This is a genomic window from Asticcacaulis sp. (assembly GCF_035497195.1).
GTDB lineage: Bacteria > Pseudomonadota > Alphaproteobacteria > Caulobacterales > Caulobacteraceae > Asticcacaulis.
Window position 1 is genome coordinate 218368 of record NZ_DATJDZ010000027.1, and the last position, 18683, is coordinate 237050.

Sequence of the window (18683 nt, forward strand, 5' to 3'; positions counted from 1 at the left end):
GACGGTCGCCGGGCCATCTTATTCGAGGCGAAGCTGCATTGACACCCTTGGGTTGCGTGAAGCCATTGGCGTTCACCTAGTCACGTAGCCGACGCCTTAGTTTGCCGACGAGCGCGGAGGTATGCCGCAAGTCGAGAGGCATGTGAGTTGATAGAATGGGCGCAAGAGCGGCGACCGGGCCGGACTCAACGGGCACGTAGCTAAGCCACAACAGGCCGATGGCCGACAACAAAAGACCGGCCCCACATATGGTGGCAGGCGCGTAATGTCGTGCCAGGCGCCCTGCAAGTAAAGGCAGTACGAGGAGCGGTGCCGACAAGGCCATCATCATGCGGCCGCCTTCGGTTTCGTTAAGGCCTCCAATGCCGATGAACCGGATCGGCAAAAGGATCACCAGGACGAAGGCGTAACCGGATGCTTTGATGCCGCCAAATGGCATCTGGACTTTCGTCATGCACGGTGGTGCCATTGATGTGGCACATGTCTGATTGGATTCGAGCCGCCACGTTGAAAGTCTCCGCAATATTGGTGGTGAAAATGAGGCCTTCAGGCCGTATTCAGTGTTAGTCGCACCCAAGGGGATACCACACGATGTCCAGCGTCAACTCGATGAAACTAGCTTATAGCTTAAACGGCAGACGGGATGGGGTGTTTGGTTAACTCCTGTCATTCCGAACCATGCACTTTCTCCTTGCGCGCCTCTGCAGGCTATTGCACTAATAAAAGAAAATATCATCAGGGATATAAGCATGAACCGCCGCGAATTATTCAAGGGCGCGAGCGCGCTCGGTCTGGCCGCATCGACTCCGGGTTTTGTGTCGCGCGCCGTCGCCGCGACAACGTCTCCGGCCGTTGCCGCTCCCGTTGCCTCGCCTCGCCAGGTACTGTTGCTTAACAAGGGCTGGCGCTTCTTTGCCGGCGACATTCCCTTCCCGCCGATCATCGGACATGACGCGACCTATGATGCGGCCAAGGCCGGCGCGGCGCGCGGCGCGGCTTCGCCCAAGTTCGACGACAGCGCCTGGCAGCCAGTCATCCTGCCGCACGACTTTGTCAGCTTCCAGCCGATCGAGGAGAGCGGCAATGTCGATCAGGGCTACCGCCGCCGCGGCGTGGCCTGGTATCGCAACGTGCTGCGCTTCGAGCCGCAGGACGACGGCAAGCATATCGAACTGCAACTGGACGGCGTCGCCACCTTCGCCACCGTGTGGTTCAACGGTACGCTCGTCAACCGCAACTGGAGCGGCTATAACTCGATCTATATCGACCTGACGCCCTACGCCACCTATGGCGATCAGCTTAATTCGCTGGTGGTGCGCGTCGATGCCGACGCCATGGAAGGCTGGTGGTACGAAGGCGGTGGGCTTTATCGCGACGCCTGGATCGTCAAGCGTAATCCGGTGCATATCAAGACTGACGGCGTCTTCGCTCATCCGGTAAAGGACGAGAAGGGCTGGCATGTGCCGGTCGAGGTCACGATCTACAATTCCGGCGACAAGACCGAGACGGTCCGTGTTCACACCAACATAGGCGACGAAAAATCGCCGGCCGGCGGGCGTCCCGGCGTGACCAAGCAGGTCAGTGTCGCGCCGCTCAGTTCAACCGTGGTCAACTACGATATCCCGTTTGCCAATCCGCAATTGTGGAGCGTGGAGACGCCGCATCTTTATCAGGTTACGACATCGCTCAGGAGCGTGACCGATGCCGTGCTTGATCAGGTTGCAACCCATGCCGGCTTCCGTACTCAGCGTTTTGATGCGCAAAAAGGCTTTTTCCTCAACGACCAGCCGGTGAAACTCAAGGGCGTGTGTCTGCACCAGGATCATGCCGGCGTCGGAACCGCCGTACCGGACGGTGTGAACGACTTCCGCCTGCGCCGCCTGAAATCGCTTGGCTGCAACGCCATCCGCTTCTCGCACAATGCGCAAAGCAAGGAACTGATGGAGGCATGCGACCGCCATGGCTTCCTTGTCATGGCCGAGAACCGCAATTTCAACGCCTCGCCGGACTACATGGCCCAGCTTGAATGGCTGGTGCGGCGCGACCGCAATCACCCCAGCGTTTTTCTTTGGTCGGTGTTCAACGAGGAGCCGATGCAGGGTACCCCGGCCGGCTATCAAATGGTCCGGCGCATGAGTTCTGTGGTTAAGTCGCTCGACACCACGCGGCCGGTCACCGCAGCAATGAGCGGCGGCCTGTTCACCCCGCTCAACGTGTCGCACGCTGTCGATGTCGTTGGCATCAATTATCAACAGGGCCAGTATGATCCCTTCCACGCGGCGCATCCGGACAAGCCAGTGTTCTCATCGGAGGACAGCTCCGCCCTCATGACGCGCGGTGCGTTCGTGACAGATAAAAAGACGCAAGTCCTCGCCAGCTATGACGACGAAGCGGCCGGCTGGGGCGAGACGCACCGCGACGCCTGGAAGCAGATCGACACGCGCGATTTCGTCGCCGGCACCTTTGTCTGGACCGGGTTTGATTACCACGGCGAGCCGAAGCCGTTCAATTGGCCGTCAAACAGTTCCTATTTCGGCATCATGGACCTGTGTGGATTCGACAAGACCGCCGTCCACATCCACCGCGCACAATGGATCAAGGACAAGCCCGTGCTCGGTCTCGTGCCGCACTGGAACTGGGCCGGCAGTGAAGGCAAGCCCATCATGGTCATGGCCTGCACCAATGCCGAAGAAGTGGAACTGTTCGTCAACGGCAAATCAGCCGGCCGGCAGAAGACCGATAAATACGACATGAACCGCTGGACCGTGCCCTATGCGGCCGGCCGTATCGAAGCCCGCGCCTACAATGGCGCAAAGGTGGTGTCGACAGTCATCAATGAGACCACCGGCGAGCCGGTGGCACTGCGGTTGACGCAGGATCGCCCGGCGCTGACTGCCGATGGCCGCGACGCCCAGCCGGTCATGGTTGAGGCCGTGGACGCCAAAGGCCGCATGGTGCCTTTGGCCAACCACATGATCACTTATGAGATTTCGGGTGGCGCCATCATCGGCCTCGGTAACGGCGATCCTATCTCGCTTGAGCCGGAAAAAGGCAACCGCCGTTCGCTGTTCAACGGCCTGGGCCAAGTCATCGTGCAGTCGATCGAGGCACAGACCGGAACGCTCAAGCTGCACGCCACGGCGCCCGGATTGAAGCCGGCGGACCTGTCGATCCCGGTCAAGGCCGGACCGATCCCGCGGTCGCAACTGACGCGGTCCTGAGCCAATTCTCCGGCAGATTTAGCTTTGTCGGAGGTCTGGTATGCCGATCTCGCTAATTAACCAGATTGAGGCGTTTCATGGGAGATGAGTCAATGGGAAAACCTGAATTTTCACGCAGGAAAGTATTGCTCGGCGGCGCGGCTATAGGCTTTGCAGCAACAACGCCTGCGAAAGCTTCCCCGACGAAGGTCCGGCAGCCGGACATTCTGCTTGAAACCCCTCAGGGCATTCTCAGAGTCACCGCGATGAATGATCGTGCCTTTCGAGTGTTCTTGGCGCCCTTGTCCAGTGGGCTGGACACCGGTGCACACACCTTTGAAAGCCAGATACTTCTGCCGCGAATGCCTGTGGTCAACGTTCATCTTACCCGGCGCGGGACTTCAGTTCGCCTTGAAATCGCCCATGCGGTCTGCGACGTAGATACGCAAAATGGCCAGGTTCGAATCTTCGATAAGAAAGGCAACCTGCTATTAAGTGAAACTGTGGGCGGACGAACCATTGAAAGTGTCGAACTGAGCGATGGCTCCGCTTTTGCCGTATCGCAATCTTTTGACTCCGGCGGGGATGAGCGTATTTTCGGCACCGGCTGCTTCCAGGACGGCGCCCTGAACATCCGGAGGTTGCCCCGGCGACTGACTCAGGTCAATACACAAATCAGCTTGCCATTCGTAATTTCCAACAAAGGTTATGGCCTGCTTTGGAATAATCCGGGTATGAGTGAGTTCAATATGCCAACCCGGAAGCTGGTTCTGGAAAAGGTAAACACTCAGACGAAATCTGAAAGCGTCGATGTCACCACGACCGCCGGCAATGCCCGAATAACACGCATGGGCGCGGCGTTTGAGGGAAAATTCACTACGGAAAAAGACGGCGACTTTGCCTTTTTAATGGACATCGGGCGCAAGATGGCCTCGCGCCATTACGTCGAAATCGATGGCGTACCCTGCGTGGACTTCAACAGCCAATGGCTTCCACCGACAACAAGCTTCCTGAAACATCTGCTGGCCGGGGAGCACAGTGTTAGCGTCTTCGCCAACGATAAGGATGCGCCGGTGCTGTATTGGGACGCGGCGCAAGACCGTACAAAATGGCGTTCACCAGTGGCAATGGCGCTCGACTATGTGGTCATTGCAGGGCCTGAGGCGGATCAAATCATGGCCGGCTACCGTCAGCTATGCGGTGAAACCCCTATGTTTCCGATTTGGGCCTATGGTTATATCCATTGTCGTGAGCGCTTCAGCTCCCAGGCGGAAATTCTGGACACCGCGCGCGAATTCCGCCGCCGCAACCTGCCAATGGATGTAATGGTTCAAGACTGGCAGTATTGGGGCAAGTATGGCTGGAACGCCATGCGGTTCGACGAGGATCAGTACCCTGACCCGGCCGGTATGGTGAAGGATCTGCATGCGCTTAATGCCCGCCTAATGGTGTCGGTATGGGCCAAGCTGCCTAACAGTACGCAATTGGGCAAAGAGGCCGCTGAAAAGGGGTATATTATTCCGGGTACCGAATGGGTCGATTTCTTCAATCCGAACGCATCCGCGTTTTATACTGTAAACCAAAACAAGCGCCTCGCCACCCTGGGTATCGACGCCTGGTGGCAGGATGCAACCGAGCCAGAAAACGATGACCTAGAAGGGCGTATGACCGCCGCAGGCGCCGGTGAGCGCGTGCGTAACGTCTATCCCCTCCAGATAACCCAGGCCGTTTATGACAGCCAGAGGCAATTCTCACCTGATCGGCGCGTGATGATCCTGACCCGTTCAGCTGCAATCGGCCAGCAGCGGTATGCCGCCGCGACATGGTCGGGCGACATCGGTAACGACTGGGAGACCCTTAAACGTCAAATACCTGCCGGCCTGAACATGGCGGCCGCCGGCTATCCTTACTGGACGGTGGACGGGGGTGGGTTCTTTCGTCCGGGGGAAGGACAATACACCGACCTTGCCTATCACGAACGTTTCCTGCGCTGGTTTCAGTACTGTACCTTCCTGCCGCTTCAGCGGGTGCACGGCTATCAGACCAAAACCGAGTTTTGGCGCTACGGAGGCACCGTCGAGTCCGTGTCACGTAAATATCTTGAACTGCGCTACCGTCTCCTTCCGTATATTTACAGCGCGGCCGGTGAGACGTGGCGCACAGGCGTCCCTATCATGCGCCCCCTGGTCTTTGATTTCCGCCATGATGCCAGGGCACTTGAGGAAAGCCACGCCTACATGTTTGGGCGTGCCTTGCATGTCGCACCGGTTCTAGCTGAGGGCGTGACTAGCTGGCCCGTCTACCTGCCGGAAAACCCAGGCGGCTGGTACGATTTCTGGACTGGTGAACACCGCGAGGGTGGGAAGACACACGACGTACCGGCACCGGTCGATAGAATTCCCGTGCATGTCAAAGCGGGTACGATCTTGCCGATGGGGGCCGTGATCCAGTCTACGGCGGAGGTGACTGACAAAGAGATCGACCTGCATGTCTTTTCGGGACAAGACGGCCATTTCACGCTCTACGAGGATGCAGGGCTCGATTATGGCTACGAAAAGGGACGCTACAGCCTGATCGAGATGACGTGGGAAAACTACGGCAAGGGATTGAGAATAGGTACTCGCATGGGACGGTACGACGGTATGTCAGCCTCCCGTCGTTTCAATTTCACAATAACCACGCCGGGGAAGGCTTCGTTGTGGCACCAGCACCAGCGCTCGATCGACTATCTTGGCCGGTCAAAGAGCCTTCTCTTGACCTGACCCTATAAACATAAATTTATGTTGCACGTCACCGCCACTTCCTCCCTAAAACTCTTCAGACCGAGCGAGAAATAACACGCGATAAAGAACGCGACATTGCTCCAAAAATTTTATCCGTCGTGCGAAGTAGGACGCGCTGTATCACCTATGTCCGCTTTCGGGCTTGCTTTGCAATCGGCGGGGAAAGGTCGTTTTTGGGCTCACAGGCAAAGTCTTGTAGACGCATCGGCAATTCGTCTAGGGCATTGCTATAAGTAATTTGGAGGCTGGACGGCAGGTTAATGGCAAGGAACGCATCGTAGCAGACGGAAAAGAGGCGGCGCTTCCAACCTTGAGTTTGTAGACGCCACCCTTCTCACGTTCGAGCGTCAGGTTTCCTTGATCCATCGGGCTGCGACGTCTGCTGTATCTTCAGGACGGGTGTTGAACGCAATCGTAGCGTCCGGCGCCCCTTTGTGTACAGCGTTCACAACGGCCTCGAACAGTAGCAGGCTCTTCGGCGGCAATCTCAGTCCCCCGCCTATGATCACGCAGTCATAGGTTGTCGTGGCGAGTTGCGAGGTTACCCAATGCTACAAATGCCCGGCTGTCGCCCTGCGCAAGAAATAGTCCTCTTTCCTCAAGCGCTCGCGCAAATGAGTTCAGATCGTCGCTTTGATTATAGCAGATGCGGATTGCAACTTTGACGTCGCGAGGATCAACGCCGGTGCGTTTTGACTCCTGCCATTCGGCGAGGGAGAAATTGCGCGGGTCGCGCAGCTTTGAGTCAACGTAGCCTTGCGGCATTTTCCAGCCATTTTCCAAGAAAAGTTGTTTCGCGATATCCTTGAGGTTCGTCTTAAAAAATGGAAGATTTACTGCCGTCATCTTTTCGGGATCGATCCGACTCCATACGGCATGCGCGTGCCTGCGTCCTTCCTTTTCGTGGAAAACAATTACACGGGGCTGTCCTTGTAAACCCATCCGTTCTTCGATCATTGCGATAGCATGTTCGAAAACGCCGACCCGGACGTTTTCAGACTGAGGCGGACTCAAAGAAACAGAGAATAGGGGTTGTTTGCAACGCGTGCCCTTAGATATTGCATCAATTTCATCCATCGCTCCGAGGAGATCATCGGACACGAAACCAGAAATCTCATGGATTTCCACATGCTCATTTTCTTCAGTTTTGAGTAGGTGCAAACCAAGTTGACGACATCCGCCACGCTGTGAACCTTTCAGGATCATGGAGTGGTTTCCTTGCCGAGAGCGGCCAAGAGATGGTGACGTAGCTTGCGCATTTCTTCCAACTCCTGCCGTATCAATGCTTCCGTATCCATGTCCGGAAACCACGTGCCTTTGTTCAGGTGTTCGGTAGCCTGGGCCAGGTTTGAGAAAAGGCGTGACTGGCCAAGCAAAGCTAGAGCATGAGCTAACTCGGCCTGGTTCTTCACAGGCTCGCGGCGTCGCCGCTTTCGCATATCAGGAGACACACTATAGGCAACCTGGACAAGCGACCGGAAATAATCCGAGATCGAAAGATCACCGCGCGCCGCGTCGATCCATTCTTTTTCGGTTTCGGTGATCCTAATTGAAGTCGGATAAAGGACTTGCTTCGGCGCAACACCATTTTCGTCTTCGCCCATTCGCCTATCAATCCGCCTCCTATCTGAGGCAGGGATATTGATCGCATGAGCATCAGCCCGTGGGGGAAAGTCGCCGGAAACCATCGGAGCGCCACCCTCAGCGGCGAACTGGAATATTGGCTGGATTGAAGCTGGTGAGGAATTATATGGCGTTTTTCTCATATACGCCTCCCTCACGAACCTGCTTTCTGTCGCTTTCTGACTCCGCAGTCTTTTGACGCTACTGCCGTATCAATTTCCATATTGGCTGGCTGGGATGGGCAGTCCCTCAAAACGATGTTCCACTGGGAAAGTACTTGAAAAAGTTCAGAATAATTGGCATGTTGGCCGGGTTGTATGCCCCCGTTGGTTAGTTTTGGATCGTTCGATGGAAGTAGCACAGAGTGCGCCATTCAAGAGATTAAATAGCCTCCCTTCGGGGGGCTTTTTTGTTCCCAAATCCTCATTACAGGTGTTGGGTTTGCGGAGGAACCGTCCAGACCAGCTGGTCCTTATCTTGGTCTCGAAAAAATCATACAATAAGGCAAGGAGCGCTTTACCGATTACGGCAAGACGGCCTCGCGGTTCAAGCCTGCATCGCCAAGGCTAAATCTCAATGACGTCGTGTTCAGTCTATCAAGCCGCCGGTCGTGTGTCGTCTTTGGCAAGCACGCGGGGCAGGGCGGCCCCCAGTATGCCCAGCATCTCAGGGCCATAGGCGGAACCATTGGCTTCGAATTCAGCCTGGGTGATGCGCTCGCCGCCTTGCACGCCGAAAAGCACGACTTCGTCAGCCTGATGCACCAGGTTCGGGCTGTCGGTCACATCGACCATCAGGGTATTCATTGTCACACGGCCAACGACGGGGAAGCGCCTGCCGCCGATCAGCACCTCGGTATGGTTTCGACCTTCGGCAGGAAATTCGGCCCTGTTGGCATGGCTGAAACCGCGCCGGTAGCCGTCCGAGTAACCGAGCGGAATATTGGCGAGCCAACTTTCCCGTTCCAGCCGATAGGTGCGGTCATAGTTGACCGTCTGGCCGGCCGGATAATGGTTGATCGCGGCAACCCGGGACTTGATCGTCATGGTGGGGAGGTAGGCATTTGTCTTTACAGAACCGGGATCGCCGTAGAGAAGCCCGCCGACGCGCACCATGTCCAGCCATGTGTCCCGATGCTCCAGGGTCGCAAAGCTGTTCGCCGTGTGGCGTGTCAGCTTGCCGGACTTCACGCCCTGAGCGTTCAGCCAGGCCAGATCTGCATGATACTGTTGCAATTGGCCAAGAATGTCGGCGGCGTCCTCACTGGGATAGTGCGTCATGGCGCCCGCTATCCGAAGTTTGTCGCATGAGATGACAGTCCGTGCATCCCTCTGGCCATAGTCCGTGGAAAGCTCAATGCCGTTTCGCGACATGCCGCCGCTGTTGAGAGCCAGGTGTATCGGAAGACTGGCTTGCCCGGTCTGCCTTTTCGCCAGGGCCTGAAGGAAGGCGGCGGAATCAAAATTGCCGATCAGCTCTTCAATGGCGAAGGGCAGTCCATCCTCCATCTCGTCAGGTGTTGCCGTGCGCACCCGGATCAGACGGCCGCGATAGCCGAGTTCGCGGGCGACCCGGGCCTCATCATTGGACGTGATGGCGACATCGCTGATCCGCTTCTTGATAATGGATGGCATCAAAAGCGCGATACCGTTGCCATAGGCATCCGCCTTCATGACGGCGCAAAGGCGCACCTGACCGAGCAAGCCGCTAACCGTGTCGATATTGGCCTCGAACGCCTCGGCGTCGATTTCAATCCAGCCGTTCCGGCGTCTGGCCTGTTTCAGGGTCAGGCCAGAATTGTTGGCAGTGAGAACCGGGGCGGCAGCGGTCCGCACCGCCGTTAGCGCAGTGAGGCCAGCCGCCCCCGCCAGAAAGGATCGTCTCTGCATCATTTCCCCTCCCGCTTAAGAAATTCTCCGGGATAGTTGCCCGTGGGCTGAGCCTTGCGGTAAACCAGCACACCATTCACCATCACATCGGAAACGCCGACGGCCAGGGCACCCGGAGCCTCCACCGTGGCCCGGTCTGCGATCTGATCGGGATCGAACAGCACCAGATCGGCCTTGTAGCCCGGACGGATCAGGCCGCGTCCCTTCAGGCCCACATTCTCCGCCGCCAGCGAGGTCATCTTGCGGATCGCCTCGGGCAAGGTGAGCCGGTGCTGCTCTCGAACATAAACCCGCAGCATCTTGGCAAAGGCGCCGGCGCCGCGCGGATGGCGCGAAACGATCATCCCGTCCGAACAGAGATTGCTGTAAGGCCAGGCGATGAAGTCAGCGACATCTTCCGGGGCCATCGCGGTGCCTATCACCGCTTCGACAGGTTCTATGCCGGGGTGCGCCGATCTCCAGGCTTCAGCGGTCTGGATCAGCCAGAGGTAGGTGGCGGCAGGCTCCTCGTGTCGCTGCGCCGAGATCTCGGCGATCGTATGACCCACCAATGACGGGTCGGGTGCGTAGACACCAAGCCGCATGCCCTCAGGCGTTGTGAGGTGGGTCAGGGCGAAGCGCGCTGCCGAAAGATCGGTGAAATCGCGCTTGGGAAACAAGACCGTCAGGGTCGACTGCCAATATTCGTAGGGATAGACGTCGGCCGTGACCTTGATGCCGCCCGCGCGCGCGGCGTCGAGCTTGGCCAGCACGGCCTTGGCGTCGCCCCAGCGATCGACGATTCCCAGCTTGAGATGGGAAATCTGGACGGGGATACCCGTCTTTGCGCCTATGTCGAGGAACTCATCAAGCGCCGCGTCGAAACCCGTGTCTTCGCTGCGCATATGGCTGATATAGCGGCCCCCGTCGTCGGCCGCCGTTTGGGCCAGTGCCACCACTTCATCGTGGTTTGAGTAAATGCCGGGATCATATTCCAGACCTGTCGACAGCCCGAGAGATCCGGCCTTCATGTCCACGTCAAGCAGGCGCTGCATTGCCTGTATCTCTGACACGGTGGCCACTCTTTTGTAGTCCTGGCCCATCACCTGAGAGCGGAGATACCCATGGCCGGTATAGGCCGCCACGTTCACCGCCGCAGGGCGCGCCGTGAATTGCTTCGATATGTCGGCAAAAGCGCCCGAACTCTCGCCGTCCTGACCGATAACAATCGTCGTGACGCCTTCCGCCAATAACTGTGGCATGGCGCGATTGGCGTAATCGCCGCGATCATGATGGCTGTGGCTGTCGATGAAGCCAGGCGCCAGTGCCAGCCCCTTCGCCTCGATCACGGTTTCCCCCTTATGGGGGCGCAGTTTACCGATCGCGACTATGCGATCATTCTCAACCCTCACAGATTCCTGCCTGGCAGGGGCGCCGGAACCGTCATAGACCATGGCGCCTGTAATTAGGGTAGAGGCCGCTGCGGGGTTGCCTAACAAAAGAAGTACCGCGGCGGCGAGCCCGGACCCTCTCAGCATGGCGGGACGCGAAAAGACGAGCAAAGGCAAGGTCATCATGGTGCTACGGCCTCGTCGCTCGAAAGAACCATCTTCCCACCGCTGACAGAGTAGTAGCGATCAAAAGACGGGCGCTCGACCTTGCCGTCCGGCAGATGAAGTATGGATTGATGCCCAATGCCGATAACATGGATGCGGGGCACTTCCAGCGGACCGGACTTGTTGGCTACTCGCAATGAGGCACCATCCACCAGCCAGGCGCCACCGTCTGCCTCAGTGGCGTAGATGCGCGCCGAACCGTCCGGCTCGACGGCGAGGGCTGCACTTTCGTCGACGCCCAGGCCCAATAACGGGGTGGCGTCGGCCGGCCGGCCGAGTTGCGCCTTGGCCAGAAAGGCAAACAGTCTGCCCAGTCTGTCGCGCTCCTTGAAATGGCTGTCGGTCAGCACACCCTTGAGCAGGGCGAGGTGGAGGAAATCGCCTTCGATCGTGTTACGGGCGCTAAAAGGATCAGCCAGACCTTCAGGTGAAGTCAGGCTGGTGCTGTCCATGCAGCCATAGAGCCATTCACCCAACATCGCGAGACCCGCGCTGGTGCCGGCGAGCGGCTTTCCGGCCAAGACATGTGCGTCCATAATTTCGGCGACCGGCGTACCGCGCCACATTTTGACATAGTCCGACTGGTCGCCGCCCGAGATGAAGATGCCATCCGCGCGCTTAAGGGCGTCAATGACTTTCGGATCGTAGGCCGCGTTGCGAGTTTTGAACACGAAGGTTTCCGCGGAAAGGATGCCGCCGACCTCGCGCTTGAATTCCTTGCCGATTTCGGGACCGTAAGCCGCGCTCAGGATAACGATGTGACCATGCCCGGCCTTGGCGAAAAACCACTTCATGGCATCGATGTTTCGGTCGCCACCGCCCATGAGGAGCAGGCCGCCAGATACCGGATCCGGAGTCGGCGCTCTCAAATCGCCCAGTTCATAATGCTTATAGCCGGTGGGCCTCGCCTGTGCTGTGAGCGTTCCTATGAAACTGGCAGCGAAACAGGCGACAATCGCCATCAGAATCCGGGTGTGACGTTTCATCATGTCTCGGCTCCATCAAATTTTATCAATAGTGCTATTTACTTACACACATCATTCCAGCATGAAACAAATTATCTGCTAAAAAAGGCATAATGTTGCAAAATATAGTCGAAATGGCCACGTAAATGGACATTTTGATTCGGTTGCCTCAAAATTCTCCGCCTGTTGCGGAGCCGCCCTGATGAGCCAGGTCTTTGTAATCCGAATTGTCCGTCGTCAGCCAATGGTCCCAAATCTGGCAATTGAATAAAGGGGGGTATTGCGGTCATCTAGCTAGCGTTTGCTACGTTTGAGCACGCTTGGCCCGGGCGGAATAACTTCTCATTTCTAGCACAAGATTTAACACAACTATTTTTTTTGCAGCCAAAATGATATTTAAATTCATGAGGTTATGAAAAATTATCTCAGGCTCATAACCTGAAGGTCGTCAGTTTAAATCTGGCCTCCGCAGTCAGGGAGATACAGAATAATATTAAAGACATACCGGAGGGAGGCCATAAAGACTTTCGGATCATGAGAATTAAACCGCCCCAGTAACTGAACCGCCTGAATTGATGGTTCCCCGACCGCATGGCTAGAAAAAAATTTTGCTGGAATGGCCATATTCAAGCGGGAAGCGAAAGCGCAGGCCCTCAGTCCGGCGGCCCTGGCTGATATTCAGCGCGCCATTGACGAACAGCGCCTGCTCGATGCCGGCCGCTATCTCAATCAGGGTCTCCTGGCGGGCATAAAAGACCCGCGCCTCAACCTGCTGGACGGCAATCTCAACCTGACGCAAGGCCATTTTCAGGCCGCGCTGGACGCCTTCGCCGCAGCAGAAAGCGCGCCGGAAACCAGGGGTGCCGCCCTTGAAGGCAAGGGCATTGCCCTTTCGCTCACAGGGGAATCCGACAAGGCCGTTTCGGTCCTGCAGGCGGCGGTGGCGGCCAATCCGGCGGCCTGGCGGGCGTGGAACGCGCTGGCTAGCGCCTATGATGGCCGGGGCCAGTGGGCCGAGGCCAATGCCGCCTACGAACAGGCCATGACCACTTCGGGTGGCGCGGCCATCGTGCTCAATAACCGCGGCTATTCCCGCCTGTTGCAACATCAGCGCGATCTGGCGGTGACGGATTTCGTGGCGGCCCTGCGCAAGAAACCGGATCTGGTCGAGGCGCGGACCAATCTGCGCCTGGCTCTGGCCATGGGCGGGGATTATGACCGGGCGATTGCCGGCGGCACGGCGAGTGATCAGGCGGCCCTGCTGAACAATGCCGGTTTCGCCGCCGCCATGCGCGGCGACTATGCGAACGCCGAACAGTTGCTGAACAAGGCGCTGGCGCTGAAAAGCGAATATTATGCCGTCGCTTCCGACAATCTGAAGATCGTGCGGGCGCTTTCGGCGCACAATGAAGGCGGATCGAATGCCGCTCGCTGATGTTCTGCGTTACGGTATTCTGGCGGTTCTGACGGGCGTCCTGATCTGGGCGGCCTGTACGGATGTCATGTCCCTGCGAATCCCGAACCAGGCCGTCATCGCTGTCCTTTGTCTCTATGTCGTCTGGCTGGTGCTGGTGCTGGTGCTGGCGCGCGGCGCCGGGCTCTGGCCGGCACTGGGCGCGGGCGTCCTGTCATTTGTCGTCGGCTATATCCTTTACCTGTTCCGGATCATGGGGGCGGGCGACGTCAAGCTGTTCGCGGCGGTCGCCCTGTTCGCCGGCCTGGACCACCTGCTGCTCCTGGCCCTGGCAACCGCAATCAGCGGCGGGCTGGTCGCTGTTATCAATATGTTCGTCCGTCCCTATCTGTCTCAGGCCATGCTAGCCCTGCAGGGCAGAGAGATGGGCCGTGACGTGCCCTATGGCGTTGCCATTGCGATTGGTGGAATAAGCGTCACATGGGGAGCGGTTATGGGTTTTACCATTACGGGAGGATAAGCTCTGATCCTTGATGCTTCCGTATCCAGAAGATTGGGGAAGGCGAGGCCGTAATCAACTCCAACTGACGTCTCTGATGACGCGCATAGCATCATCTATCCATAGTGTTACAAGCACGCCGCCCTACAGGATAAAACGGATTGATCGTCAGGAGACGGCCTTGAAGGGGCTATTGATCTCGGACCTCGTGTTTTAGCTGAGACGCTATCATCAGGGCTTTCAATACAGGCATGAGAGCCAGGCTAACAATGGCTGCGGTTGCCGGCCATACGATCAATAATGTTGTTATGGCCCAGTTCCAGCTCAAAAAGCTTACTAACAGGCCCGCGCACGCGATAAATCCAGCGATGAGAATAACGAACACAACCGGACCGTCGCCCGTATCCGCAGACTTAAAGTTTTGTCCGCACGACTTGCAGGAGTCCGCAACCTTAAGGTAGGACTTGAATAGTTTGCCTTTGCCGCAGACCGGGCAACGCCCCATGGCCGCGTTCAGGAAGCTGACATCTGGTTTCGCTGGATCGGTCATTGTGTCTTGGCCCGATGACGTGGGCTGAGCCCGTCTGTACGGGCAAGGCGCTGAGGCTGAAAATTCAGTCGGTGGTAACTGCGCGACATTTGGATATCCCCCATCCCATTTAATTTTGATCCGTAGCAGATTGTTTCCTGTCGCTTCACGGCTTTCAACTTAACGTCCTGAAGTGACGACAATCCCCGTTAGTTATGACATTCAGATTTTGTTCGCGGTATCAGCCAGTTGGCGAAGGGTTTTGGCGACGGATTCCAGATGCTGAACAACTTCCTTGGTTCTCTCGTCGAACTTAACTTCGAGATGCAGGTTAATTCGGGCAATTTCGGCATCCAGCAAATCTGAATCTGCCATAATCGACGAATATATCTCGTTTCTGTGCGTGTCGGTCGGAAAATGCCCCGTGCGCTGGAAGCGCTGCAACGCCCTTATATTCGCCTCAATCGGCAACTGAAGAATTTTGCTTTCCACCAACTACCTTCCTGCACTGAGGCCTAAACATCGGCGCGGTGGCAAGTGGCTATGCCTATAGCGACTCAAGCGACATGTTTAGCTATTGAAATATCATTTATAATGTTTTAAACATCATATGTCCAGTTTAAAAATGAGGTGAGCCGGTGATAACTTCAGCGCAGCTACGAGCCGCCCGAGCCATGCTGGGTATTGATCAAAAGGACCTGGCGGAACTGTCGGGTGTATCGATTGCCACGATCCAGCGAATGGAATCCAGCGAGGGTAATGTGCGCGGGGTGGTTGAGTCCCTGACCCGGGTCGTTGAGGCTTTAAACAGAGCAGGCATTGAATTGCTTGATGAAAACCAACGAAGCGAACGAGGCGGGCGTGGTGTGCGCTTAAAAGTCCAGGATGTGCATTTGATGATGCCCGAAAACAGTTTGGCCCCAGGATCACAGAGTTCCGTCGTCAACTAAGCGCAACACAGGCCAGCCGTAGGCTGCTGCAAAGACACAATCGAAAAGACTAAAACAATATGCCGGACCGCAAGCACACATTCACCGATCAGGAGGCCCTGGATCTTCATCGACTGCCCGCACCGGGTAAAATCGCGGTTCAACCGACCAAGCCGATGGCGACACAGCGCGATCTGGCTCTGGCCTACTCGCCAGGTGTTGCCGTGCCAGTGCTAAAGATCGCCGAGAACCCGGACGCAGCTTATGACTACACCTCCAAAGGGAACATGGTTGCCGTCATTTCTAACGGAACGGCTATCCTGGGTCTGGGGAATCTTGGCGCTCTGGCTTCAAAGCCGGTGATGGAGGGCAAGGCTGTTCTGTTTAAGCGGTTTGCCGATATTGATGCCTTTGACATTGAGGTGTCCACGCAGAACCCCGATGAATTTATTACCGTAGTCAAGAACATTACCGCGACGTTTGGCGGGGTGAATCTTGAGGATATCAAGAGTCCCGAGTGCTTCATAATCGAGGCGGCCCTTCAGGATTTGGCCGACGTGCCGGTCTTCCACGACGATCAGCACGGGACGGCCATTATCGCCTCGGCCGGTCTCCTGAATGCCCTCGAAGTCACGGGCAAACGGATTGAAGACATCAAGCTTGTTTTGTGTGGCGCGGGCGCGGCGGGCCTGTCGTCCCTCGGATTAATGAAATCGCTGGGCGTGAAATCAGAGAATACGACTGTCGTCGACATTCACGGAGTCGTTTATGCTGGCCGGACCATCGACATGGATCAATGGAAAGCCGTCCACGCTACGAATACTGACAAACGAACCCTGGCTGAAGCGATGGTGGGCGCGGATGTCTTTCTCGGCTTGTCCGCTAAGGGCGTTTTAACTGCGGAAATGGTCGCTTCCATGGCGCCCGACCCCATTATTTTCGCTATGGCCAACCCTGATCCTGAGATATCGCCGGAAGACGTCCTGAAGGTTCGCAGCGATGCCATCATGGCAACGGGAAGGGCTGACTATCCCAATCAGGTCAACAACGTCCTTGGGTTTCCCTACATTTTCCGAGGCGCCCTTGATGTCCGTGCGCGCCGGGTCAACCATGAAATGAAATTGGCTGCCGCCAGAGCTGTGGCTCAGTTAGCGCGTGAAGACGTGCCTGACGAGGTGGCGGCCGCCTACCAGGGCAGGCATCTGAAGTTTGGACGCGACTATATAATCCCGTCCCCGTTCGATCCCCGATTGATTTGGTATGTGCCGCCGTTTGTTGCGCAGGCCGCTATGGATACGGGCGTAGCCCGCACGCCGATCGAGGATATGGACGCATATCGTAAGAGGCTGGAACAGCGTCTGGACCCGTCGGCCGGCTTCCTGCAAACTATTATTTCGTCAGTTCGGTCCAGGCCAATGAAGCGCATTGTTTTCGCTGAAGGTGAAGACATGCGCGTTATTCGCGCCGCTCATGCGTTCAAATTGCAGGGCCTTGGTACGCCAATCCTGTGCGGCCGGGAAAACCTCGTTGAAGCCAACATGCGCGCCGCCGGTATCGACCCCGCTGAAGAGGGTATTGAAATCATCAATGCACGCTTGTCAGACCGGCGCGATACCTATGCCGCGCTTTTATATGGCCGGTTGGGTCGACAGGGTTACCTGAAGCGTGATGTCGAACGCCTCATCAACCTTGATCGCAATTCTTTCGCCGCAGCCATGCTTATATCCGGCCATGCGGATGGCATGGTGACAGGTGTGACGCGGAGCTTCGATCAAGCTCTGAGTGACATTCTCAGGGTTGTTGATCCGGCGCCCGGCGGCCGTGTCATGGGCCTGTCAATCGTCCTCGCCAAAGGCCGCACCGTCTTTGTGGCGGATACGACAGTCAGCGAATTACCGAGCCCTGAGGACCTTTGTGATATCGCCATTGAAGCCGCAACGACGGTGCGGCGAATGGGGCATACGCCGCGGGTTGCCTTCCTGAGCTATTCGACGTTTGGAAATCCATCCGGCGAGCACTCGGACAGGGTTAGCGAGGCCGTAGCGCTTCTTCAGGCACATGGCGTCGATTTTGAATTTGAGGGGGAAATGCCACCAGATGTGGCATTAGATGCCAGCTTGTGGGCCAACTACCCGTTTATTCGACTCACGGCGCCGGCGAATATTTTGATCATGCCGGCCATCCACTCGGCGTCCATTGCTACCAAAATGGTCGAGTCATTGGGCGGCGCTACCGTCGTTGGCCCGCTGTTACTGGGGCTGTCACGCTCCGTCCAGATTTGTCAGCTTTCCGACTCGGTTTCCAAAATTCTGACGATGGCCACCTTCGCGGCAAATGATGCGTATCAAGGTGCGGTATGAGGCCAAGAATGCGCGAAGATTCTTTCTTGAGCCGGTTAGTGCTTTGGGCAGTTAAAAAGGAAATATTGAGTATGGGTGGCGACCAGGACAATGACTACGTTTTGTCAAAAAAAAATGGCGACACGTTCACGGTTGCGACACCTGAAGCCCTGTGCCTGCATTTTGACGGCCTGAACATCCAGTCACTTATGTCCCTTAGAGAGCCCTACAAACTATACCTGTCCTACACTCAGGCCATGATGGGATTCAAGCTCTTTAAGCCTCATCCTCACCATATCCTGATTGTCGGTCTTGGTGGCGGCTCTCTCTCAAAATACTGCCATAAGCGCTTCCCAAAGGCGCGCACGACGACACTCGAAATTTCTGAAGAGGTCTTGGCCTTGCGGCAGGAATTTCACATTCCCGACGACGGCGAGCGCTTTAAGGTGATTAAGACAGACGCAGCCGTATATATGCCGAACCAACACGAAGTTGCGGATGTCCTACTGTTAGACGGCTTCACCTCCGACGGTTTACCCGATAATTTATGCTCCCTCCAGTTCTATAACGACTGCTATTATGCGCTGGAAGAAGATGGCCTTCTGGTCGCAAATCTTCACCGCGAAGATCTTCGCTTTAATACCCAGCTCAATCGCATTTCCACTGTGTTCGATGGCAATTGCCTGATCGGCTACGCCGAGAATTGTGGAAACTACATCGTGATTGCCAGCAAGAGTGCGCGCCGTCTGTTTGACGATGTTCAGATCGACATCCGTCGCCTGGTAGTGAAAACAAAAAAGAACCTGTCCATCCCTCATTTCGAGACGTTTGAGACCTTTTTCAGGAACGACAGTTTCGCCGAATAATGCGGAGACATTTATCGGGAGCTTAATTTGGGAACACAATTGTTTCGACCCA

At 56.6% G+C, this 18683-nt stretch carries 15 protein-coding genes; 7 read left to right on the plus strand and 8 right to left on the minus strand.

What is annotated here, in order from left to right; translation table 11 throughout:
* Nucleotides 1–76: 76 nt before the first annotated feature.
* The gene (locus VL130_RS16905; protein WP_325364681.1) at nucleotides 77–454 is read right to left on the minus strand and encodes a hypothetical protein; all 378 of its coding nucleotides are present in this window, start codon (nucleotides 452–454) and stop codon (nucleotides 77–79) included.
* Between the two features lie 295 nt (nucleotides 455–749).
* Between VL130_RS16905 and galA the strand changes: the two genes are divergently transcribed.
* Together galA and VL130_RS16915 are read left to right on the plus strand one after the other, a co-directional pair.
* Nucleotides 750–3221, plus strand: a complete 2472-nt coding sequence (galA, locus tag VL130_RS16910; RefSeq protein WP_325364683.1) for a beta-galactosidase GalA — start codon at nucleotides 750–752, stop codon at nucleotides 3219–3221.
* A gap of 92 nt (nucleotides 3222–3313) precedes the next feature.
* A complete protein-coding gene (locus VL130_RS16915) occupies nucleotides 3314–5962 on the plus strand; it encodes a TIM-barrel domain-containing protein (protein ID WP_325364685.1) in 2649 nt (882 codons plus the stop codon).
* Between the two features lie 534 nt (nucleotides 5963–6496).
* On the opposite strand, the gene VL130_RS16920 is transcribed toward VL130_RS16915, so the two are convergent.
* From VL130_RS16920 to VL130_RS16940, 5 genes are all read right to left on the minus strand, one after another.
* A complete protein-coding gene (locus tag VL130_RS16920; protein WP_325364687.1) occupies nucleotides 6497–7189 on the minus strand; it encodes a relaxase/mobilization nuclease domain-containing protein in 693 nt (230 codons plus the stop codon).
* The gene (locus VL130_RS16925) at nucleotides 7186–7587 is read right to left on the minus strand and encodes a hypothetical protein (RefSeq protein ID WP_325364690.1); all 402 of its coding nucleotides are present in this window, start codon (nucleotides 7585–7587) and stop codon (nucleotides 7186–7188) included. Before VL130_RS16925 ends, VL130_RS16920 begins: the two co-directional genes overlap by 4 nt.
* 615 nt (nucleotides 7588–8202) lie before the next feature.
* Nucleotides 8203–9495: an alanine racemase gene (gene alr / locus VL130_RS16930; RefSeq protein WP_325364692.1), complete on the minus strand. Its 1293-nt coding sequence runs from the start codon at nucleotides 9493–9495 to the stop codon at nucleotides 8203–8205.
* Nucleotides 9495–11051 (minus strand): D-aminoacylase, encoded by a 1557-nt coding sequence (locus tag VL130_RS16935; protein ID WP_325364694.1) that lies wholly within the window; start codon nucleotides 11049–11051, stop codon nucleotides 9495–9497. Before VL130_RS16935 ends, alr begins: the two co-directional genes overlap by 1 nt.
* Nucleotides 11048–12079 (minus strand): cyanophycinase, encoded by a 1032-nt coding sequence (locus tag VL130_RS16940; protein WP_325364696.1) that lies wholly within the window; start codon nucleotides 12077–12079, stop codon nucleotides 11048–11050. Before VL130_RS16940 ends, VL130_RS16935 begins: the two co-directional genes overlap by 4 nt.
* 592 nt (nucleotides 12080–12671) lie before the next feature.
* On the opposite strand from VL130_RS16940, the gene VL130_RS16945 reads away from it, so the two are divergent.
* Together VL130_RS16945 and VL130_RS16950 are read left to right on the plus strand one after the other, a co-directional pair.
* Nucleotides 12672–13490 carry a tetratricopeptide repeat protein gene (locus VL130_RS16945; RefSeq protein WP_325364698.1) on the plus strand — a complete coding sequence of 273 codons (819 nt, stop codon included), beginning with the start codon at nucleotides 12672–12674 and terminating at the stop codon, nucleotides 13488–13490.
* Nucleotides 13477–13989, plus strand: coding sequence for an A24 family peptidase (locus VL130_RS16950; RefSeq protein WP_325364700.1), 513 nt, complete (start codon nucleotides 13477–13479; stop codon nucleotides 13987–13989). The genes VL130_RS16945 and VL130_RS16950 overlap by 14 nt, the downstream gene beginning before the upstream one ends.
* A 169-nt stretch (nucleotides 13990–14158) precedes the next feature.
* Here the strand turns inward: VL130_RS16950 and VL130_RS16955 are convergent, their stop codons facing one another.
* Together VL130_RS16955 and VL130_RS16960 are read right to left on the minus strand one after the other, a co-directional pair.
* The gene (locus tag VL130_RS16955; protein ID WP_325364702.1) at nucleotides 14159–14518 is read right to left on the minus strand and encodes a DUF983 domain-containing protein; all 360 of its coding nucleotides are present in this window, start codon (nucleotides 14516–14518) and stop codon (nucleotides 14159–14161) included.
* Nucleotides 14519–14719: 201 nt separating this feature from the next.
* Nucleotides 14720–14989 (minus strand): hypothetical protein, encoded by a 270-nt coding sequence (locus VL130_RS16960; protein ID WP_325364704.1) that lies wholly within the window; start codon nucleotides 14987–14989, stop codon nucleotides 14720–14722.
* 146 nt (nucleotides 14990–15135) lie between these two features.
* Between VL130_RS16960 and VL130_RS16965 the strand changes: the two genes are divergently transcribed.
* Genes VL130_RS16965 through VL130_RS16975 form a run of 3 tightly spaced genes read left to right on the plus strand, consistent with a single transcriptional unit; the run spans nucleotide 15136 to nucleotide 18631 of the window.
* Nucleotides 15136–15447 carry a helix-turn-helix domain-containing protein gene (locus VL130_RS16965; RefSeq protein ID WP_325364706.1) on the plus strand — a complete coding sequence of 104 codons (312 nt, stop codon included), beginning with the start codon at nucleotides 15136–15138 and terminating at the stop codon, nucleotides 15445–15447.
* A gap of 59 nt (nucleotides 15448–15506) precedes the next feature.
* Nucleotides 15507–17786, plus strand: coding sequence for an NADP-dependent malic enzyme (locus tag VL130_RS16970; protein WP_325364708.1), 2280 nt, complete (start codon nucleotides 15507–15509; stop codon nucleotides 17784–17786).
* Nucleotides 17787–17794: 8 nt separating this feature from the next.
* Nucleotides 17795–18631, plus strand: a complete 837-nt coding sequence (locus tag VL130_RS16975) for a hypothetical protein (RefSeq protein ID WP_325364710.1) — start codon at nucleotides 17795–17797, stop codon at nucleotides 18629–18631.
* Nucleotides 18632–18683 lie beyond the last annotated feature (52 nt).